Genomic DNA, 25,846 nt, shown 5'->3' on the forward strand with positions numbered 1-25,846 from the left:
ATGGAAGATAATAATTCAAAAACTCATCTTCAGCTGGACGATCAGCTTAAGAATAATGATATAGCTGTTATTGGAATGTCATGCAGATTTCCCGGGGCGGATAATTACCATGATTTTTGGGAAAACCTCATGAATGGAACCTTTAGCGTAACAGAAATTCCTGAGTCTCGCTGGGATTGGCGCGATTACTATGGTGATCCCGCTTCAGATATACCTAAAACCAATAGCAAATGGGGCGGATTTATCAATGATATGGATAAATTCGATCCTTTGTTTTTTAATATATCGCCTAAGGAAGCCAAATATATTGATCCCCAGCACAGGGTGTTTCTAGAAGCGGCGTGGCATGCAGTAGAGGATGCAGGATATAGCACAGAAAGTTTATCAGGCAGAAAAGTAGGAGTATATGTGGGCGTTTCCAAAAATGATTATGCAGAAATGCTCCAGTCTACCCATCAGGAGATCAGTTCGTTTGTTTCTACAGGTACGGTGCATTCTATTTTGGCGAACAGGGTTTCTTTCTTTCTTGATATCAGGGGGAAAAGTGAAGTAGTAGATACAGCATGCTCAAGTTCTCTTGTGGCATTGCATAACGCTATTCGTGATATCCGTTCAGGAAATTGCGAATCGGCACTGGTTGGAGGAGTGAATGCATTGATCACCCCTACCATGTATTTGTCTCACGGAAAATCCGGAATGCTTTCTTCCGAGGGAAAATGTAAAACATTCGATGAAAGCTCAGACGGATATGTACGGGGAGAGGGTGTAGGCTGTATTTTTATAAAACCTTTAACGGCGGCCATAGCAGATAATGATCATATTATCGGAGTGATTAAAGGAACTGCAGTTAATCATAACGGGAGATCCAACTCATTGACATCTCCAAGTGTACGCGCACAGGCTGAAGTGGTAAATGCAGCTTTGGAAGATGCTGCACTGGAAGCCGGAAATGTAAGCTATATTGAAGCCCACGGTACTGCTACTCCTTTGGGAGATCCCATCGAGATCAGTGCTTTGAAAAAAGTATTCAGCCAATACGGAACAGAAGAAAACATCCATTGTACTCTGGGCGCATTAAAAACCAATATCGGCCACCTTGAAAGTGCTGCCGGTATTGCCGGACTTATTAAAGTTTTACTGTGTATGCAGCATGGGAAAACACCGGGAATCTTACATCATAAAAAGCTAAACCCTTATATCGATTTAAAAGGAAGTCCGTTTATCATTTCCACTGAAGCAACAGAATGGAAACCCTCTGAAGCCGGAATTCAAAGCGGAGCATTAACAGCCGGGGTGAGTTCTTTCGGAATGGGTGGAGTAAACGCACACGTTATTTTGCAGGCTTATCAAGGAGAGCAAATCAGAAATACAAATGAGAAAGTAAAAAATTATATCATCCCATTATCAGCAAGAACAGAAAAACAATTAAAAGCATATGCTGAAAGAATTACAGACTTTATAAGAAAAAATAATACAACATTACACATTCAGGATATTGCATTTACCTTACAAAATGGTAGAGACGCAATGGCTGCTAAAGCTGTTTTTGTTGCTTCTGATATAGAAAATCTTATTGGCCAGTTGGAAGAATATATTTCCACAGAAAAAATTGAAAAGAAAGAGATCAATAGTGAAGATCAATCAGCGGTTGGAGTGAGAATTTCTTTACCGGGATATCCTTTTGAAAGAAGAAGATGCTGGATGGATGCGACTTCTGTGTCTGCAGTAGCTGCAAATTCAATTGTAGTTCAGGAGGTTGAGGTTCCTTTGATGCCGTTTTCAAATAAAGACCAACAGCAATGGGAATATGAAACACTTTTAAAACCTGCAGATTATTTCATCCATGACCATGTCGTACAGGGAGAATGCATGATGCCTGGAGTTGCGTATCTCGAAATCGCAAGATTTGTTGCAGAGAAGGCAAGTGGCCGCACGGTTCATGAATTGAATGATGTTTGCTGGATGCATTCAGTAAAAGTATATGAGGAAAATGTTCCTTTACAGATCAAACTTACACCGGTAAATACAGGATTTTCATTTGAAATCACCACAAAAGAAGGCGTTCATTCCAATGGAAATATCTCGCTGAAAAGTAAAACCAATGTTGCTGGAGCTATTGATTTACAAAAAATAAAACAACGTTGCTCCATTGAAAAGACAGCAGAAGAAATCTATCAGGAGTTCAAAAAAGAAGGCTTATCTTACAGAGAGACCTTCCAGACGATAACGCATGGTTTCTTTACAGATGACGAAGCAATATGCGTAATAAAACCCACTACAAAAGAAAATCTGCTCTCCTCAAAAGTCTGGGAACCGTCTTTATTTGATGGGGTTTTTCAAACAGTGGTAGGATTATGCATTTGGGGAAATGTCGACAATCAGCATCAATTACTGCCATTCTATTTAAAGGCAGTTCGTTGTTATGGTAATCTGGCAGACGCTCATTACGCCTATGTCAGAAAATCAGATACCTATCAGAGCGGAAACCGATTTTCTTTTGATATGTTTCTTTGTGATGAGCAGGGAAATATCATTCTGGAATTTAATGAATTTGTAAAAAGATCCTACAAGTCGGGAACAGCAACCATCGAGGAAACAGCTGTACCTGTTGTAGAAAGTCTGCATTATACAGCAGACTGGCTGGAGAGACCATTGGGAATTCGTGCAGAAAGACCTGCTTCCATTATTATTTTTGATACGAACGAATCCTTATATAAAAGTATAAAAGAAAAACAGCCTTACACAATACCGGTTTTAGTTCTGCCGGGAAGTTTTTATGAGAAAAAAGATCAATATACTTACCAGCTTGATGTTACAGACGCCACTTCTTTCAAAAGTCTGACTAAAGATCTTGCTGAAGACGGAATCGTTACAGATACCTGGATCTACAGATGGAGCATGAGCCGTAGCGAACAGGTAGCCGAAAATATGCAGGACATCTATGCATTATTATATCTCTCACAAGCTTTAATTACCGCTGAATATTCAGGAAGAATTAAGTTGCTGTTTGCCTACAACCATACCGATACAAAATCTGCAGCGATACAACAAATGGCCGGAGGGTTTGCCAGAACACTAGCGTATGAAAACCCAAGAATTTCCATTCTAACACTGGGGATCAGCGAAGAGGATAAATCTTCTTATCAGGAAATTATAATTCAGGAGATGACTCATTATATTATGGCTCCTCTTCTTGAAGTCATTTACCGTAATGGAAGAAGGCAGGAGAGAACCATTGTTCCGGTAAAACAATTTAACAACACCTCATCAGAGCTGTTGTTAAAGGAAAAAGGATGCTACATCATTACTGGAGGTACTGGAGGCTTAGGAATGGTATTCGCCGCTTATCTGGCAGAACATTATAAAGCAAATATCGTATTAATCGGTCGAAGCGCGAAGAACGAAATCATTGATGAAAAACTTCATAAACTGCAACAGCTTGGTGGAAATGCAGCATATTACAGAGCGGATGTGGCGGATAAGAGAGCACTTTCGGCAGCGCTTTCCAGAGTCAAAAAGAAATGGAAAGCCATCAATGGAGTTATTCACGCAGCGGGCCTGATTGAAGATTCTTTTATCATCAACAAAAAAGCAGATTCGTTTGAAAGAGTAATCACTCCAAAAGTATATGGAACCATTCATCTGGACGAATGCCTTCAGAAAGAAAAACTAGATTTCTTTATCGTATTTTCTTCCATTGCTTCATTAATGCCTAATCAGGGACAATGTGACTATGCTTCCGCTAATAATTTCCTCGATCATATGATGGAAATCAGAAACAGAAGAGAAACAGCAAAAGGAAATCAGGGAATCAGCCTGGCCATCAACTGGCCATTGTGGGAAAGTGGAGGAATTACCGTCTCCGATGAAGAACGAGAACATTTATGGCAGGTTTTCGGGATGAAACCAATGCTTAACGAAGATGCATTAAAAGGGTTCCTGAAATTATTAAGTGCAGACAATACCTCAAAATCCGGTCAGGCCGTTTTGATTGAAGGAATTGCTGCCAAAATAGAGTCCCACCTTAGCGTAGAACATGTATTAAATAATGTTCAAAGTGAAAACAAAGATGCTGAAAAAGGAGATTTTTCATCCGTATTGAGGAATATGGTTGCTGATATTTTGCCTAAAAATTCAGTCATAACAGATACAGACAGTTTCAATAAACTAGGATTGGATTCTGCAGGATTGGTAAAGCTCTCTGCAAAATTGACAGAACATGTTGGAGCGACAATCAATCCGGTTCTACTGATCGAGTATAATACCATTAAAGATCTTGCAGCTAATATTGCCGCTGAGGTTCCTTCTTTCGATCCTGAAAAAATAACGGAATCTTTAGCCAACAACGCTACAATAAGTTATTTAGCAACAACTTCACTGGTAGATGCAGAAAAATCAGACCTGAACAACTTACTGTTTAGAAAACGCTACAGCAACGAAGAATTCTTCATGCAGGATCATGTGGTGGATGGAAAATACAATGTTCCGGGAGCCTGCTATATTGAAATGGGCAGACAGGCCGCCACATTGCTTGGGAAAAGAATATGTAGCTTATCCAATAATTACTGGCCAGAGGTATTATCTTCTTCTGGGCCTGCCATCAATGCCTTTATTCAGATGGTACCGAAAGGAGACCAATATGCTTACGAAATATTCAGTGAGGATATGAATGGCCGAAAAACGGTACATGCAATGGGGGATGTTAACATGGAAACCGTTATTGAACCTGGTGAGCTGGGAACTTTCGATATTCAGGCTGCCAAAGAAAAATTAAACCTACCCATAAGCAGGGAAACCGTTTATGAACAAATCATCGCAGAAGGCTTGCATGTAGGACCTTCTTTTATGCCGATGAAGGAACTATGGACCAACAAAGAAGAGGCATTAGGACATCTGATCCTTCCTTTACACGTGGCAGAAACGTTACCGGATTATATTTTACATCCAAGTATGCTGACAGGAGTATTCCAGACTGCAATTATTAACAATAAGCCTAATGGTTTGGAAAACTCCAAATATATTCCGGTTGCCATAGATGAGATTGTTTTTACAGGCCAGATTCCTGGTGAGTGTTACGTACATACCGTAGCGCACGAAGCCAATAAAACCAGAAGCGGCATCAGAAAATTTGATGCGCAGGTGATGGATGTTGAAGGTAATATTATAGCCAGGCTTAATGGATTTTCCATTAAAGAAACAACCAATGCTGCCAATGTCAATACATCAGCGCAATCAGGAACTCCGAAAGTGAAAACTGCCGAAAGTGGTGAGCTGGCAATAGAAAAGATTGAGAACCTTTTAAAAAAACTTCTACATGAAGGTGTTGGGTTGGAAGAAGATGAGATGGATGCTGAAACTTCCTTTGAAGAACTGGGAATCAACTCAAGGATGATCATCGATCTGAACAGATTATTAGCCAAAACTTTCGGAAACTTATCCAAAACCCTGTTTTTCGAATACCGTAATATCAATGAATTAGCAGGATATTTCCAGAAAAAACATTCCGCAGTCTTAAAAGATCTGCTGGGAGAACCTGAGGAAATAAACTCAACACAGGAAAGAATAGAAGAGATTGTTTCCGTTGATAATTCCGCAGAAAAAAGCAACAACAGAGACATTGCAATTGTTGGAGTGAGCGGAAAATATCCAAAATCGAATACCCTTTCCGATTTCTGGGATTTGATGAAAAAAGGAGACGACTGCATTGAAGAAATTCCGCAGGATCGTTTTGAATATAAAGATCATTTTGATGAAGACAGAGAGAATGGATTGTTATATGCCCGTTGGGGAGGCTTTATCAATGATGTTGATAAATTTGATCCGCTATTTTTTAATATTTCTCCAAGAGAAGCTGAGAAAATCGATCCTCAGGAAAGGTTATTCTTGGAAGTCATTTGGTCAACATTGGAAGATGCCGGAATTACCCGCGAAAAATTGACGGAACAATCTAAAAAAGTAGGTGTTTTCGTAGGTGCATTATGGCAGCCTTACGTTAATCTTGGGGTTGAAGAAACAGCCAAGGGAAATCCTGTCGCACCAAGCGGACTTTTATACAGTATTCCTAACAGAGTATCTTATTTCTTTAACTGGACAGGACCTAGTATGGCGATAGATACGGCTTGTTCAGCTTCGTTAACAGCCATACATTACGCTTGTGAAAGTATCAGAAGTGGAGAATCCGACAGCTGTATTGCAGGAGGAGTGAACCTATCTCTTTCATTGAGTAAATATTTATTCCTGAGTCAGAATAATTTCTTAGCCAGTGACGGACGCTGCAGAAGCTTTGGAATTGGAGATGGCTATGTGCCTGGTGAGGGAATCGGAGCCGTTTTACTTAAACCTCTGGAAAAAGCAATTGCTGATGGTGACCAGATTTATGGCGTTATTAAAGGATCTACCGTGAATCATAACGGAAGAACCAATGGATATACCGTGCCAAGTCCTAATTTACAGGGAGAGCTGATCCAAACCGCTCTGCAGAAAACAGGAATCGATCCGCGCACCATCTCTTATGTAGAAGCCCACGGAACAGGAACTTCTTTAGGAGATCCTATTGAAATGACAGGTCTTTGTAAAGCTTTTGATGAATATACCGAAGACAAACAATTCTGTGCCATCGGTTCTGTGAAATCCAATATCGGACATTTGGAAGCTGCAGCAGGTATTGCCGGATTGACAAAAATACTGTTACAGTTTAAGCATAATCTTCTTGTACCTTCCATTCACTCAGCAACACTGAATCCTAATATCAGCTTTGAGGATACGCCTTTCTATGTTCCTCAAAATCTGGCTCCATGGAAAAGACCTGTGATCACTAGTCATAACGGACAACAGGAAGAATTACCGTTAAGAGCAATGCTAAGCTCTTTTGGTGCCGGAGGAAGCAATGCTCACCTGATTATTGAAGAATTCAGAACATCAGAGCAGATGGCTGAAAATGAATTGACATTAGATCCTGCTATCATCGTGTTGTCAGCGAAAAATGAAGAACGACTTCAGGAACAGGTCTATAACTTAAAATATAGCTTAGAAAAGGATAGCAGCCTGTCGTTGTTGGATACCGCTTATACCTTACAGACAGGTAGAGAAGCTATGGAAAGCAGAGTTGCTTTTGTGGTAAAGGATATTCCATCATTAATAAATGCTTTGAATGAGTTTTTAAAAGATAATGCTGCTCAAAAAGAAATAAGTACAATATATACAACAGGAACCTGTAAAATAGGAACTAAAGCAGATGAAAAATCCGTAGAAGTTCAGAATAAAATCAACACTGGAGATTGGGCCGGAATTGCCGGTCTTTGGATACAGGGATCTACCTTCAACTGGAATCTGCTTTACGCTGGAAAACAACCTCGTAAGATCAGCCTGCCTACTTATCCTTTTGCAAGAGAACGCTATTGGATTCCTGCAGCAGAGGAAAAACTGATCCCTACAGAAAAAATCATCAACAGAACGTTACATCCGCTGGTGCACCAGAATACTTCGGATCTGGATCAACAAAAATTCAGCAGTATTTTTAGCGGGGAAGAATCATTTTTGGCAGATCATCAGGTACGCTATCAGAAGATCCTACCGGGAGTAGCTTATTTGGAACTGGCAAGAGCAGCAGGAGAATTCAGTACCCATCAGCAGGTTACGCAGCTTAAAGAGGTGAGCTGGATCAATCCTTTCTGGGTGAATCAATCAGAAACACTTCATGTCGGATTATATCGTGATCAGGGAGAAGTAGCCTATGAAATATACAGCGGAAGTGAAGATACTCTTATTACTCATAATAATGGTAGAATTTCCCAGATTTTAGCGGAAGCTCCTGCAAGAATGAAAATTCAGCAGCTTAAAAAAGACTGTGTGAATGAAATTGCAGGCGCAGAGCTATACAAAGCTTTTGATTCAGCAGGATTGAATCTGAAGAGAAGTTTCCAACAGGTAGAGACCTTATATATTGCAAAAGAATATGCCTTATCGAAAATAAATCGTGTTCATAATGAAGGTTGTGCTTATCCGCCTTGCATCATGGATAGTCTTCTTCATGCTGTATATGGATTAATGGATCCTTACACATTGGTATTGCCTTTCTATGCCGGAGAAGTTAATTTCTATAAAGGAATTGAAGAAGCTCAGGAACTTTGGGGCTATGCTGTAAGAAAAGATGGTAAGGATAATAATCGAACAGTAACCGCTGATTTTTATCTGCTAAATGAAAACGGAGAAGTGCTATTATCTTTTAAAGACTTTATATTTCTGCCTTTAGGAAGTAAAGACTCTAATCAATCAGGAGAGAAGATTGCTTTCAATGAAAAAGCAAAAGTTGTTTATTATCAACAGGAATGGAAAGAAGAAGCTTTAAGTTCAGATCAGCTTGAAACCATCAACCAAACAATCCTTATTGCAGGTGGCGCTATTGATCTATGCGATAAACTGCAGGAAGAATTGGGGCAGGAGGTTATAGCCATAAACCAGGAAAAGCAGTCAGCTTTTTTCAATTCTGTTCTATCTATCATCAAAGAGAAAATAAAGGAAAAAGGCCGTAATCAAATCACGATTATCTGTCAGAATAACGATTATCCGGAATATGGTTTTATAGCCGGATTGCTTAAAACAGCACATCTTGAACATCCTGAGATGACAGGAAAAGTAATTGCTGTAGATCAGTTATCAGTGAAAAACCTTGAAGAACTGACCACAATTATTGAAGCCGAACAAAATAATAAAGACATTGAGGTTGCCTATACTGAAGGTAAAAGAACCGTGAAAAAATCAGTTCCGGTAAATTTCGATGCACAAAATACAGAAAATATTACCTTTAAAAAGGGAGGAGTTTATCTTTTAACTGGTGGTGCGGGAAGATTAGGTGTAAAGATTGCAGAACATATCTGTACCCAGAACAATATTACTTTTGTATTGACTGGCAGAAGCCCTTGGTCTGAAACCATAAAAAATTCATTGTCTCCAATCCCGGGTGCTGTTTATCATCATTGTGATCTTGGTAATTTTGAAGAAACCCAGAAGCTGATACACCTTATCAATCAGGAATACGGACCGGTAAATGGAGTCATTCATGGTGCAGGGGTTCTCAGAGACAGTTATATTATTAACAAAACTCCTTTACAGGTAGACGAAGTTTTTGCCGCAAAAGTTGAAGGAACCCGAAATATTGATGAAGCCACCAAAGATCAGCCTTTAGATTTTATGGTATTCTTCTCATCCATCACAAGTAGTAAAGGAAATGCCGGACAATCTGATTACGCAGCCGCCAATACTTATATGAATACCTATGCGGCCTACAGAAATGCCGAAAGATCAGGTAAAAAGACAAACGGTAAAACGATCAGCATCTGCTGGCCTCTGTGGCAGGAAGGAGGAATGAAGGTAAATGAAGAAGACGTACAGGATCTGGAGAAGCAATTGGGCTCTCTATCACTTCCATCTTCAGAAGGTCTTAAAGCTTTTGACACGCTACTCAAACATGGAAAAGGAGAAATTCTGGTGACTTATGAAAATATTCATGAAGAGATACCGGTTTCTATAGTTAAGAGAGAATCTCCTTCAAAGGCTCAAATAGGGATTGATCAATCTGAAATAGCTGAAAAAGTCTCCGCCAAAATTATTGAAACAGTAGCAGCATTGCTGAAATTAAATCCGGGAGCCATTAAAAAAGATAAAGCATTTGGTGATTACGGTTTTGAATCTGTGTCATTAACCAGATTTGCCCGTCAGTTAAATACATTTTATGAGCTTAAAGTATTGCCTACTGTTTTTTACAATTATCCAACCATCAATGAGCTGAGAGATTTCTTAGTGGAAGAACATTATACGTCAGTAGCTCAGAAGCATGGTACATCAGTACAGGTAAAATCAGAAGAGACTCAACCCGTAAGAATGGCTCATAAAAGAACGGCATTCAATAATGAAGAACGTTCTGTTGTACCAAAAATAGGTGTTAATTCTACTAGCAACAGTATCAATACAAAGCAAAAGGCAGTTGCTATTATTGGAATCAGCGGACGTTTCCCTGGATCTGAAAACCTAGATGCCTTCTGGAAAAACATCAGCCAGAATAAAGACCTGATTACCGAAATTACTCCAGATCGATGGGATTGGAAAGCCTATTATGGGGATCCGTTAAAAGAGAAAAATAAAACCAAAGCCAAATGGGGTGGTTTGATATCTGATATTGATAAATTCGATCCTTTATTCTTTAATATTTCTCCTCGTGAAGCAGAATTGATGGATCCACAGCAAAGGATCACCTTGGAAGCTGTCTACCAGGCTTTGGAAGATGCCGCCATTGCACCGGATAAGATCAAAGGAACAGATACCAGCATCTTTATCGGGGTTTCCACTTCTGACTATTCTATGTTGGTGAATAATTATTCCGATTTAACAGGACAAGGACATTATGCCACAGGATCAGTACATTCTATTCTAGTTAACAGAATATCTTATTTGCTGGATATTCGTGGCGCAAGTGAACCGGTAGATACAGCTTGTTCAAGCTCACTGATTGCCATTCACCGAGCAGTAGCGCATATCAGAAACGGAGACAGTACCATGGCCATTGCCGGAGGGGTAAATGCCCTTCTTTCTCCGGAATTGACTCTTTCATTCAGCGAATCAGGAATGCTGAGTACGGACGGACGCTGTAAAACATTTGATGAGAGTGCGAACGGCTATGTTCGTGGTGAAGGAGTAGGAGTGGTTATTTTAAAATCATTGGAACAGGCAGAAGCAGACGGGGATCATATTTACGGAATTATCCGTGGAAGCGCAGAAAATCATGGTGGAAAAGCCAATACACTGACTTCTCCCAATCCGAATGCCCAAAAAGAGCTTTTGGTGAAAGCGTATACTTCAGCAGGAATCAACCCCGAAGATGTAAGCTATATAGAAGCCCACGGAACAGGAACACCGCTGGGAGATCCTATTGAAATAGAAGGATTAAAACTTGCCTTCAATACTTTATACAAACAAAGAAATCAAACCTTTGCAGAAGCTGCCTATTGCAGTATAGGAAGTGTTAAAACAAATATCGGTCACTTGGAAGCCGCTGCAGGAATTGCAGGAGTGATGAAGGTGATTCTGGCGATGAAGCATAAAACATTGCCGGGAAATCCTCACCTGATTCAGACCAATCCATACTTAAAGCTGGAAGGAAGTCCATTCAGATTACAGCAAAATACAACCGACTGGAAAGTCTCTGACAATAAACCAAGAATTGCTGGAATCAGCAGCTTTGGTTTTGGAGGAGCCAATGCCCACTTAATTATAGAAGAATATATTCCTACCACTAGAAATGAAATTGTAGAAGGACAGCCTGCCGTTATTTTATTATCTGCAAAAAATGGAGATCGCTTAAAAGCCAAAGCATCACAGCTGAAAATATTCCTGCAAGAACACCCTGAAACCGACTTACATGAACTTGCCTATACATTACAGTCAGGACGTGAAGCCATGGAAGAGCGTCTTGCCTGGATTGCAGAAACTAAGGAAGATTTATTGGTTCAATTGGAAAATTATACCAACGGTGACAGTTTTGGATTCTATCAGGGAAATACCAATCAGGAGCAAATTGGCTTCCTTCTTGAGGGGGCAGCAGGAAAAGCCTATGTAGAAACAGCATTCAAAAATAATGAAATCAAAAGCCTTGCTCAGCTATGGGTAAAAGGAATTGATGTCGATTGGAAACTATTATACACCGATATTTTACCAAAACGAATCAGCCTTCCTGTTTATCCATTCGCAAGACAACGTTACTGGATTCCAGATTCTCAGAAAAGAATGATTTATACACAAGCAGCAGACAAACATCTGCATCCTCTGTTACATACCAACGAATCCAATGGTCAGCGACAGCAATACGCTGCAATATATAACGGAAGTGAATCTTTCCTTGACGATCACATCGTAAGAGGTGAGAAAATATTGCCAGGAGTAGCCTATCTGGAAATAGCAAGAGTCGCAGGCGCTTTGAGTTCTCAAAAGCAAGTGGTAAAATTGAGAAATGTAAGTTGGCTGAACCCATTAAAACTGGAAAATGGAACCGTTTCTATTGCCGTTGCATTGGAACCAGAACCGACAGGAATTCATTATAAAATATATAACAAGAACAATAACCAGCTTCTGTATGGAAACGGTGTAATCATTACCGGTGATGTAGAACCTCTGGGAAGATACGATCTGGAGCTAATGAAAAAAGCCTGTACAAAAGTAATCCCGGGAGCAGAAATCTATCAGAACTTCAAAGAAACCGGATTGAATCTCGGGAAAAGCTTCAGAGGGGTTACTCAGATTCACGTAGGAGAGGGTATTGCTTTATCAGCAATCAGTCTTGAAGAGCTTGAAGGTTGTATGTATACACCCGGAATCATGGATAGTCTCTTACATACAATTTACGGGTTGGTTATTTCCAGAGGAGAAGCCTATTCACTGGAGCTCCCTTATTTTGTAAGAGAAGTCAATTTCTATCAGCCTATAACAAATCCTGCAGCATTATGGGGGTATGCAAGAAAAAGCGAAAACTATAAAGAAGGTGATCAGGTCATTACATACGACCTGGATCTATTGAATGATGAGGGAGATGTACTGATCGGGTTTAGAGATTTTGTAGCACTTCCACTGGACGGGCCTGAAACAATTTCTAAGGAAAATACGATCGAAGAAGTTGCTGAAGAATCTTTTGTAGAAAAAATAGCAGCACCTCTTGAAGCTAACCTGTTGAAAGGAAAAGTGACTGATAAAATAGTCAGCATCGTTGCTGAATTAGTCAGAATGGAACCATCCGAAATTGAAAACGATAAAAAATTCGGAGACTATGGATTTGATTCTATCTTGTTAACACGATTCAACAATGAATTGAACGGTTACTACGATCTGGATTTGATGCCAACCGTATTCTATAATTATGCAACAGTTAATAAGTTGGTTGCGTTTATGACAGAAGAATATGCGAAATCCCTTAGTGCATTGCATGGGGAGGTAGCAGCTACACCAGAACCTGAACCCGTTGCCACTGAAAAAGTAACTGCAAAAAAGACTGCTTTTTCAACAATTGTGGCAACACCGGTAAAGAAGATCAATCCTTACACTCCAAAATTACACTCTGCAAGCGAACCTATTGCCATCGTTGGGATGAGTGGTCGTTTTCCGGGATCTCCGGATCTGGATACTTTCTGGAAAAATATCAGCGAAAATAAAGATCTGATCACAGAAGTTCCCGCAGACCGATGGGACTGGAAAAAATACGATGGAGATCCTTTAACAGAAAAAAATAAGACCCGTTCCAGATGGGGAGGTTTCCTTACAGATATCGATAAGTTTGATCCTGCGTTTTTCAGCATCTCTCCAATGGAAGCCGAACTGATGGATCCGCAGCAGCGTATTCTCATGGAAGCAGTATACGAAGCGTTGGAAGATGGTGGAATTGCCACAGAAACCATCAAAGGAACCAATACCGGAATATTCATAGGAGTATCTGCTTCCGACTACCTGATACGTCTTCGTCATGAAACAGATTTAGCAGGACAAATGCATACCACTACAGGCTCCGTACATTCCATGATGGTGAATAGAATATCCTATTTACTGGATATCAATGGACCCAGTGAACCGGTAGATACTGCTTGTTCAAGTTCATTGATTGCCATTCACAGAGCCGTTGAAAATATCAGAAACGGAATGTGTAATATGGCCATTGCTGGAGGGGTAAATGCATTACTTTCTCCCGAACTGACCCTTTCTTTCAGCCAGTCAGGAATGTTGAGCAAAGATGGACGATGTAAAACCTTCGATCAAAGTGCCAATGGATATGTGAGAGGAGAAGGAGTTGGAATTATCATCCTAAAATCCTTGAAACAGGCCATTGCAGATGGAGACCCTATTCATGCGGTGATCAGAAGCACGGCAGAAAACCACGGGGGAAGAGCGAATACGTTAACCTCACCGAATCCGATTGCACAGAGAGATCTTTTATTACATGCCTACCGCAGCGCAGGAATCGATCCGCGTGATGTGAGCTATATTGAAGCTCACGGTACCGGAACGCCTCTCGGAGATCCAATAGAAGCAGAAGGACTTAAGCTTGCTTTTAAAGATTTATATAAGGATAAAGGACTTCAACAGCCTGCAACACCTCATTGCAGTATTGGAAGCGTAAAAACCAATATTGGGCACCTGGAATCTGCGGCAGGTATTGCAAGTACAATCAAAGTATTGCTATGCATGAAGCACAATACATTACCAGGAAATCCACATTTGAAAACCCCTAATGAATACCTGAAGTTAAACGGAAGCATCTTCCAGTTACGAACAGAAACCGGTCCGTGGATCACATCCGATGACCGTCCGAAAATTGCCGGAATCAGTAGTTTTGGATTTGGAGGAGCCAATTCGCATATTGTCATCGAAGAATACCGACCGGAACATAACAACGTTTATCAGGAAAACTCACAGGCGATCATTGCTCTTTCAGCAAAAACAAAAGATAATCTTAAGCAACAGGTACATAATCTTTTAGATTTTATTCAGAAAAAACCGGAAACGAATCTCTTTGATATCGCTTATACCCTTCAGGTAGGAAGAGATGAAATGGAAGAAAGGCTGGCTATGGTGGTTCCTGATAGATTTGAATTGATAAATAAACTGACCGACTATATTTCAGGGAACTCAGAACATACATTTACAGGAAATATAAAACAGGATAAAACAGGCTCAGGAAATACCTACATCAGTCATGCTATTGAAAATAAAGATATCACTTCACTGGCTGCTTTATGGGTAAAAGGAGCGTCTGTAAATTGGAACCTGTTATATACTAACGGACATCCTTCAAAAATCAACTTGCCAGTTTATCCGTTTACCAAAAACAGATATTGGATCCCTGCGAGTTCATTCCTGCTAAAAACGATGACCAATACCAGGATTCATCCATTATTGCATAGCAATGAATCAAATTTAAACGAACAGAAATATACCAGTATTTTCTCAGGTGAAGAAGTTTTTCTGAGCGACCATAAAGTAAGAAATGAAAAAGTGCTTCCGGGAGTTGCTTATCTAGAACTGGCAAGAATTGCCGGAACATTGAGTACCGGACAAAAAGTAACACAGCTAAGAAATATCAGCTGGGTGAATCCTATTACAGTGGTAGGAGATTATGCCAGTATTTCAACCGAAATTTATAGAGAAGATGATCTGCTTTATTATGAAGTCTACAGCGGTGAAGAAACAGTTCATGGTAACGGCCAGATATTGACAGATCAACTGATTCAGCCGGAAAATATAGATATCAATACTTTGAAGGCTAAAGCTAATAAAGTACTGGACGGAAAAGGAATGTATACCGAATTCTTGGCAGCAGGCCTTGATCTGGGTACCACTTACCAGGGTGTTCAGAAGATGTATGCAGATGCCCATGGCTGCCTGGCTAAAATAAATCTTGACAGTCTTGATGGCTTTATGTATACGCCAGGAATTCTCGATAGTATGCTCCATACCATTTATGGTTTCCAGCAACTCGCAGACGAATCATATGCATTGGCGCTTCCTTATTTTATGGGAGAAATGAGCTGTTACAAAACGCTTGAAGAACAGTCGTTATGGGCATATGCACGTAAAAATGAACAAACCAAAGCGGATGATAAATTAGCAGCATATGATATTGACTTGATCAACGATAATGGTGTTGTTTTGTTGAGTTTCCGAAACTTCGTAGCCCTTCCGTTAGATGGTTTTAAGCCAACTAAATCTGTTAAAAAAGATACAGATACATTTATTTACCAGCCCGTTTGGGAAGAAATGACTGTAGAAAGTACTCAGGTAAGAGAGACTGAAAAACAATTCATTTGGCTTGCAGGAGGTACAGATTCATTGGCAGAAGCATTAAAAGAAAGATTAGGATTCCAGGTACAGGCTATTACAATCGATCAGCCAGTGGAATATTTTACTACGATACTTGAACAACTTAAAAGTTATTTGAAGAAAAACACTTCAATGCATATCACAGTGGTATACCCAAATCATCAGTATCCACAGGCAGGATTTATTACCGGTCTGTTGAAAACAGTAGTTCAGGAAAACCCAGGAATCACTGGGCAGACCATCGGTGTGAATAACTTAGACTTAGATTTCCTGACAGGATTCCTGAAAAATGGATTGGGAAAAAATGCAGAAATCCGCTTTGATCAGAATGTTTTCAAAACAAAACAGTTCAGGCCGGTTGTGAAAGAAAATATAACGGTAGATCAAATGGCAATCCGTGAAAATGGAGTATACCTTATTACAGGTGGATCCGGTGGCTTGGGACGTATTTTTGCCAAGTATTTAAGCCAAACTAAAAATGTCAAAATTATCCTGACAGGCAGAAGAAATGCAGATCAGGAGATCGAGAAATTGCTGTCTGAAATTCCGGGAACAACGTATTATCCATGCGATATTACAGATTATCAGGATACAGAGCGATTGCTTACAGCTATTAAAGAGAACCATCAGAAGCTGAACGGAATTATTCACAGTGCAGGAACACTTAGAGATAGTTTTATTCAGAATAAGACTCAGGAACATATTCAGCAGGTACTGAACCCTAAAATTTTAGGAGCTCAGGTATTGGATGAGGTAACCAAAAATGAAGCTCTTGACTTTATGATGTTCTTTTCATCCGTTGCGGCAGTGACAGGAAATGCCGGACAGGCAGACTATGCATCAGCCAACACTTATCTGGATCATTATGTTGAATATCGAAATGATGCAGTTACCAGAGGACAGAGATCAGGAAAAACGATTAGTCTGAACTGGCCATTATGGAAATCCGGTGGAATGCAGGTAAGCGCGGCAGGAGAAAAATATCTTGAAAGTCAGTTTGGAATGGTCCCAATGGCTACAGAAACAGGCCTTGAAATGTTTGACCTGATTCTAAAAGCCAAAGCAGGACAGTATGCTGTTTATTTCGGTAAAGAAGAAGGAATTTCCAGAACAACAGGAAATACATTCACTGCAGGTGCTGCTCAAAAAGCTATTTCAGTATCTTCTGCAGAAAAGACTGGTGATTCAAAAGCGGCTCAAGATAAGATCATCAGGGAGGTGAGTAAAATTGTAGCACAACTGCTCAAAATGGATGTTGCTACCGTTGATCAGGAAACAGAATTTGGCGAATATGGCTTTGATTCTCTTTTAATGACTCAGTTTACCAGTGCTTTGAATAATTTCTACAATCTGAAATTAATGCCGACAGTATTCTACAACTATCCAGCTATTGGATTGTTCGCAGAATTCCTGATCAAAGAATATCCGAATCTGGCAATAGAAAGCGAGAGTGTTTCAAAAGTTGTTATTTCAGCCCAAGATTCAACTCAATCTGAACAGTTTATCGGGCGTAAAAGCAGACAACATGCTTTACAAAACAACAGTTCACCAGTAACAGCCTCGCAGAAATCATCTGAAGAAGGAATTGCTATTATAGGAATCAGCGGGCGTTTTCCGGGATCACCAGACATCAATACTTTCTGGGAAAGAATTAAAAACAATGAGGATTTGATTACCGAAATTCCCTCAGACCGTTGGAATTGGCAGGAATATTACGGAGATCCTCAAAAAGAAAGCCGTAAAACCAAAGCAAAATGGGGCGGATTTATCAGTGATATCGATAAATTTGATCCTTTATTTTTCAATATTTCACCTAAAGAAGCTGCTTTAATGGATCCTCAACAAAGGATTACCCTTGAAGCCGTATACCACGCACTAGAAGATGCAGGAATTGCTACTTCAGCATTGAGAGGAACCAATACCGGAACATTTATAGGAGTATCTGCGGTGGATTATTCTCTGCTTTTGAATAACGGAACCGATTTGACAAGCCTGGCACAGTTTTCTACCGGAGCAGCTCATTCTATACTGGTGAACAGAATTTCTTATCTGTTGGATATTCACGGGCCAAGTGAGCCTGTGGACACCGCATGTTCAAGTGCATTAATTGCCATTCACCGCGGAGTAGAGCAGATTAGAAACGGAAATTGTGATATGGCCATTGCAGGAGGAGTGAACGCTATACTATCTCCTGAACTGACACTTTCCTTCAGCAGTGCAGGAATGTTGAGTGAAGATGGAAGGTGCAAAACCTTCGATCAGCGTGCTAATGGCTACGTTCGTGGAGAAGGAGTAGGAATTGTGATTCTGAAATCTTTAAGCAAAGCCGAAGCAGATGGTGATCACATTTACGGAGTCATTCGCGGAACAGCTGAAAACCATGGTGGAAGAGCCAATACATTAACTTCCCCGAATCCCAATGCACAAAGAGATCTGCTGGTAAAAGCATACCGAAATTCAGATATAGACCCACGGGATATCAGTTATATAGAAGCCCATGGAACAGGAACAGCATTGGGAGATCCCATAGAAATTGAAGGATTGAAGCTAACATTCAATACATTATACGAAGACAAAGGGCTTCAGCCGACGCAAAAAGCGTATTGCAGCATTGGAAGTGTTAAAACAAATGCAGGACATCTTGAATCTGCAGCCGGAATGGCCGGACTCGCAAAAGTACTGATGGCCATGAAACATAAAATGTTACCGGGTAATCCACACCTGCAAAATCCAAATGCGTATTTGCAGATGGAAAATACTCCATTCCGTTTGCAAAAAGAAACTACAGAATGGATTACAGAAGGAAATAAACTAAGAATTGCCGGAATCAGCAGCTTTGGATTTGGAGGTGCCAATGCACACATCATTATTGAAGAATATCAGTCATCAAAATTGGTTCATAACATAGAAGGAAGTGCTATTATTCCATTGTCCGCAAAAACGAAGGAGCAGCTTCAACAGCAGATCGTTAATCTTAAGAACTATCTGGAGTTGAATCCTCAGCTTAATGTACATGATGTTGCTTATACTTTGCAAAACGGACGCGAAAAGATGAAGGAAAAAGCGGTATTTATAGCAGCTGATATCAAGAATCTTATCCATCTTCTTTCCGAAAATAGAGACTTGAATGTCCCTGTTTACAAATCGGAAGAAAATAATACAGGTTTAATTTCAATGGCAGAAAGCTGGTTAAGTGGCACATTAAAAGATTGGACCGCTTTTTATTCAGGGCAAAAACCAGCGAAAATAAGTTTACCGGTTTATCCGTTTGCGCGCAACCGTTACTGGATTCCGGAAGGGAAAAAGACTGTTACTGTCTCTGTTAAAGCATCTGATTATGAATTATTGGAAAATGTTTCAGAAAACAACGTAATAACCGTTGAAGAAAAGGTTAGTACTACTAATGTAAATAAAGAAACAGTTCAGGATAACAGTTGGCTGACTGCAAAATTAATTCAGATCGCAGCAGCAACCATTGCCTTGCCAGAAGAAGATTTTGATGTCACCATTCAGTTTAAAGACTATGGTTTTGATTCAATTATGGCCGTAGAACTGGTAAATAATATCAATTCTGAATTAAATATTACCATCAAAGCCACTGATTTATACAGTTATCCTAACATCACTTTAATGGCCGATTATCTGGTAAAGAATTTTTCTGAAGAATTGCAGCCTTCGGTGAAGATTAATGAATATTCTGTTACAGATAAAATCCTATTTACTGAAAAGAAAAGTCAAACAGTAGAAAGTAAAGTTTCAGCTTATACGAATACTTCTGCAGAAATTGCCATTATAGGAATAAGCGGACAATTTGGAACAGCCAATGACCTGGATGCCTACTGGAAAGTATTGGCGGAAGGGCAATGTCTTGTCAATGAAGTAAAGCAGGAGAAATGGACAGAAGATCAGGGAAGCTTTGAAGGACAGAAAAGATGGGCCAGTTGTCTAGAAAATCCAGACTATTTTGATCCTTTATTCTTTAAGCTTTCAGGATCTGAAGCAGAAATGATGGATCCTATGCAGCGTTTATTCCTTGAACATAGCTGGAAAGCAATTGAAGATGCAGGAATCAACCCGGATTCCCTTTCATCCCTAAAATGTGGAGTATATGCAGGGGCCGGACACAGCGATTATATTGCCGGAACAGAAGGAACATTGCCTTCAGCGCTTTGGGGAAATTCAAGTGCCATCTTAGCATCAAGAATTTCTTATTTCCTTAATTTAAAAGGCCCTGCAATAGCAGTGAATACGGCATGTTCAAGTTCATTGGTAGCTATGGATCTTGGGTTTAACAGTCTTCAGAGAGGAGATACCGATCTTGTGTTAGCAGGAGGAGTCAATATCATCAATTCTGCCCACGCTCATGATATGGCGGTACGGGCAGGGATGTTATCTGAAGACGGACGATGCTATACCTTTGATAGCAGAGCCAATGGTTTTGTAATGGGAGAAGGCGTTGGCGTTGTTGTATTGAAAAGATTGGCAGATGCTGAACGTGATAACGACCGTATTTATGGAGTGATCAAAGGAAGTTTGACCAACCAGGATGGTACAACCAACGGAATTACCGCACCAAGCGTCTTATCTCAGCAAGAACTTGAGAAAGAGGTGTATGAAAAATTCAATATTAATCCTGAAACCATCACCTATGTGGAAGCTCACGGTACAGGAACCGGGTTGGGTGATCCTATAGAATTTGAAGCTTTAAACGCTTCATTCAGAGCCTATACCCACCAACAGAATTTCTGCAGTCTGGGAAGTGTAAAAACCAATATCGGGCATGCATTGGAAGCTGCCGGAGTGGCGAGTGTATTAAAAGTGCTTTTGGCCATGAAACATAAACAACTGCCTCCAAGCATTAATTATGAAAACCCTAATCCATTAATCAATTTTAAAGGAAGCCCATTTAAGATACAGGATACATTAACTGCCTGGAATACCCCGGCCCATACAAAAAGAAGAGCAGCCATCAGCAATTTTGGCTTTAGTGGAACCAATGCCCATATGGTGATTGAAGAATATATTCCTCAGGAAAAGGAAAATTTTAAGAGTGGAGAAGTACTAATCGTATTGTCTGCCAAGAGCAGAGAACAATTGATCATGCAGGCTGTACAGCTTGTGGAGCATCTCAAAAACGAACCGTTGATTAGCTTACATGATGTTGCCTATACGCTTCAGATCGGAAGATCAGAAATGGAAGAAAGACTGGCTATTCCTGCAAAAACGATGGAAGATTTAATCAATCGTCTTACGGATTTTACAGCGGGAAAAGGAGGATTTTATTTTACAGGAAACATCAGACAGCATAAAAAAGATGTCAACAGATCTTCTGAAGCATCTGCAATTCAGAATGCCCTGGCCAATGAATCCTGGACCACCTTAGGAGAATATTGGGTAAAAGGATTCCCGGTAAAATGGGAACTATTGTATGAGGAAAACAGGTATACCAAAATTTCTTTACCACATTATCCTTTTGCCAGAGAAAGGTATTGGCTGAAATCTGAACAGAAGATCAGCAGTGATTCTGCAATCGCACATCCTTTATTACACCAGAATAATTCAAATCTGAATAATTGTTTGTTTACGAGTGTATTGAATGGAAATGAATCTTTTTTAAGAGATCATAAAGTATATGGAGAACAGGTTCTGCCAGGCGTTACTTATCTTGAAATGGCTCGTGTAGCAGGCGAGTTAGGTACCGAGGTTTCAATAGCTCAGTTGAGAGAAGTGAACTGGTTACAACCTGTAAAGAGTAATGGTGAACAGCTGAGGCTTAACGTTGCGATTGAAGCATTACACAATGAGTGGACGTATAAAATCTACTCAGGTCAGGGCGAAAAACAATTGCACGGACAGGGAATAATGGGAACCTCTCATAGTGAAGTTCCTCATCCTAAAGATATTCATAGATTACAAAGCAGCTTTATCAAAAAAATGAATAAAGAAGGCTATTATGAAGTGTTTAGATCCATTGGATTGGATTATGGTACAACCTTCCAGGGCGTTCAGGAAGTCTGGTATAATGAAGACTCTGCATTATCAAGAATTGCGCTTACTCCTGAAACCGGATTTATCCTGTCCCCGGGAATGATGGATGGAGCATTACAAACCTGTATGGCAATCAGTCTTTTCGACCAGACTCAGCAGCTGATGTTGCCATTCAGTGTACGAGAAATTAATATCTATAAAGTTTTACCAGAAGAAATATGGTGCTATGTAAGAAAAAATAGCTCAGGTAAGCAATCCAGCAGCTATGAAATTGAAATGCTGAACCAGCATGGAGAAGTTCTGATCAGTTTTATGGAGTTGGTGATGCTAACCTTGGAAAACGGCCATCATCCATCTTCTGAAAATAAATCTCAGAATACAGAAACTTTAGGAAACGGGATTGGGTTACATATATACACTCATGAATGGCAGGAAACTGTTGTAAATGAATTAAACCCAAAAAGAACGAATACAACAGCTGATCCTTTGGTTTTTCTTGCGGGCGGTTCTGCAATATTAGCAGAAAAGTTGGAAGAAAACCTGGAATGTGAAGTAAAGATCATTCACGAAAATGCTCCTGAAGAAATATGTATTCAGATTCTGGAGGAAATACAGCAAAGAAAACCTGTCGGGAAGATGATTCAATTGGTTTATCCTGGTGCAGAAAGAATGGAGTATAGCTTTATTTCAGGAATATTGAAAACAGCTGTACAGGAAAGCTTAATATCAGCAGCAAAATTGATTGAAGTAGACAGTCTGTCCATTAACGGGCTGGATGAATTAGTGAGAATCTTACAGACTGAACAGGAAAATACAGATGCCGAAGTCCGCTATCACCTTGGAAAAAGAGAAATAAAGACGCTAAAAGCTTTAAACATAACCAAAAATCAGGAAGTAAAAGCAACCATTAAAGAAAATGGAGTTTACCTTATTACCGGAGGAGCGGGAGGATTAGGGTTATTATTTGCAGAATACTTCAATCAGAATACAGCAACAAAAGTAATATTGGTAGGCAGAAGCGAGCTTAATGTTTCACAAAAAGGAAGATTAAAACAACTATCCAACACAGCTTACGAACAATGCGATATTACTGATTTGGAGAGCGTAATTGCGTTAATGGGTAATATCAAAAATCAATACGGCCAGATTAATGGAATCATTCATAGCGCAGGGGTGACCAGAGATAGTCTGATGATCCATAAAACAGCTGCTGAGGTTAAGGAAGTTTTCTCTGCCAAAGTAAAAGGAGCTAAAAACATTGATCAGGCTACCAAAAATGAGAGTCTTGATTTCACCGTATATTTTTCATCATTAGCTGGAATATTTGGGAATACAGGACAGGCGGATTATGCATCAGCTAACGTATGGCTGGATCATTTTGCTGACCATCGTGAAACGGAACGTCTTCGCGGAAAAAGAACAGGAAAAACAATTAGCATCAACTGGCCATTATGGAAAGAAGGAGGAATGCAGATCACCGCAGAACAGGAGAAATATATGGCGCATCATTTTGGCTTGTGCTCTATGCCAACAGCCGAAGGAATCCATGCCTTTGAAACTTTATTGAATAGTAATATCAACCAGGGAATTGTCATTTATGGTGATCCTGAAAAACTTGGGCTAGAAAAAGAAAATTCATTACCTCAAAAAGAAATGGTAAAGGAAACTCCAATTTCCCAGTCAGATGACGATCTGTATGAAGCCTCTGTTGAATATATCGGAAAATTAATAGCCGGAACTTTAAAAATTCCTGTAGCTAAATTACAGCAGGATATTCCGTTTGAAGAGTTCGGAATCGATTCTACCATTGTAGTAAGATTAACCAATCTCCTGGAAGAGAAGCTGGGGAAAGTATCAAGAACAGTATTCTTTGAATGCCAGACGTTGGGGGAATTGGTTTCTTATTTCCTGAAAACCCATCGCAATGAACTTCTGAAGCTGACAGGATCATTAATAACTGTCGAGCATAAGCAGGTAGCGTTCGCAGATCAGGTGAAAAATATACACCCTGCAGTAGCAGATACTTCTTTAGATCAACAGAAACAAAATAGAGAAAAGCAAAATGCTGCATCAACTGTATTATCAGAAGATATAGCCATTATCGGACTGAGTGGAAAATATCCCGATGCTAAGAATCTGGATGAATTTTGGGAGAATCTCAAAGCAGGAAAAGACAGCATACGGGAAATCCCTGTAGATCGATGGAAGATCAGCGATTTTTATGATCCTGTAAAAGGAAAAGAAGGTAAAACCTATAGCAAATGGGGCGGATTTATGGAAGATATTGATCTTTTTGATCCTTTATTCTTTAATATCTCTCCAAGAGAAGCAGAAATCATGGATCCTCAGGAAAGACTTTTTCTGCAAACAGTATGGGAAACCATGGAAGATGCAGGGTATACAAAAACCAAACTTCAGGGAAAAGTGAATGAAGTAAGTGGTATGTCAGGACAGGTTGGAGTGTACGTGGGAGTCATGTACGAAGAATATCAGTTATTTGGAGCAGAAGAAACCGCAAAAGGAAATCCTACCGCTTTATTGGGGAATCCAAGTGGTATTGCCAACCGCGTTTCCTATTTCTTCAATTTCCATGGACCTAGTATGGCGGTAGATACCATGTGTTCTTCTTCTTTAACAGCGATTCACATGGCTTGTAAAGATTTACAGTCAGGAGAAATAGAGATGGCAGTAGCCGGAGGAGTCAATCTGAGTCTTCATCAGAACAAATTTTTAATTTTAAGTGAAGGCGGATTTGCCTCCAGTAAAGGGCGATGCGAAAGTTTTGGTGAAGGCGGAGAAGGCTATGTACCTGGCGAAGGAGTAGGAGCGGTATTATTAAAACCTCTCAGCCGTGCCATTGCAGATGGTGATCGTATCTATGGAGTCATTAAAGGTACAGCAGTAAACCATGGCGGTAAAACCAATGGCTATACCGTACCGAATCCAAAAGCTCAAACAGCAGTCATTACAGCAGCCATGAAGAAAGCAGGAGTAAAACCTGAAGATTTCAGCTATATTGAAGCACACGGAACAGGAACAAGTTTAGGAGACCCTATTGAACTGACTGGGCTAAACAATGCATTCGATTCTGAAACAAAACAATTTTGCAGTGTAGGTTCCGTAAAATCAAATATCGGACACTGTGAATCAGCAGCAGGAATATCTGGGTTAACAAAAGTCTTGCTCCAAATGCAGCACAAGCAGTTGGTTCCTTCCCTGCATTCTGAAGTGCTTAATCCGAATATCGATTTTGAAAACAGCCCATTCAGAGTACAACAGTCTCTGGAAGAATGGCAGACCCAGGATAACAAACCAAGAATAGCCGGAATCAGCAGTTTCGGCGCGGGAGGAAGTAATGCCCACATCATTATTCAGGAATATATGAGCCCTCAGTCAGAAACTCAAAGCATTTCCGAACCGGCGATCATTCTCCTGTCCGCTAAAAATTCTCACAGATTGAGAGAGAAAGTGGCAGAACTGAAAGATTTTGTTGAAAAACAGTCAGAAATTAACCTTTATGATCTTGCTTATACTTTGCAGACAGGAAGAGAGGCTATGGAAGAGCGTTTAGCATTTTTAGCAGGAAGTACAACAGATCTGATCACACAGCTGAATAACTATCTCAAACACCATCGTGAAGAATTGCTTACAGGAAATGTGCGTAAAGATGATGCCGGAATCATGCTGGAAGGAAAAGCAGGAAAAGCTTATCTGGAAAGTGCACTTCAGGAAAAAGAAAGCTACTCTCTGATTCAATTATGGATAAAAGGAGCCGTTATCGATTGGAATCTGTTGTATCCGGATACTCAACCATCCATTATTGGTTTACCATCTTATCCTTTTGCAAGGGAAAGTTACTGGTTTGCCAAAAAGGAGGAAAGTTCTGTACATCAGACTATTCATGTACAACCTGTGATACAAGTTCGGGAAGAGCAAAAGCTGCATCCTCTTTTACACACCTATAAAAAAGAACCTACATTTTAAAAGATATTATGAAACACCCATA

1 protein-coding gene is annotated in these 25,846 nt (G+C 40.0%); it reads left to right on the top strand.

Annotated elements, in window-relative coordinates:
* Positions 1 to 25,824, top strand: a complete 25,824-nt coding sequence (locus ACL9RH_RS02575; protein ID WP_422691764.1) for an SDR family NAD(P)-dependent oxidoreductase — start codon at positions 1 to 3, stop codon at positions 25,822 to 25,824.
* Positions 25,825 to 25,846 lie beyond the last annotated feature (22 nt).

This window comes from Chryseobacterium sp. Mn2064 (genome assembly GCF_049319685.1).
In the GTDB taxonomy this organism is placed as follows: domain Bacteria; phylum Bacteroidota; class Bacteroidia; order Flavobacteriales; family Weeksellaceae; genus Chryseobacterium.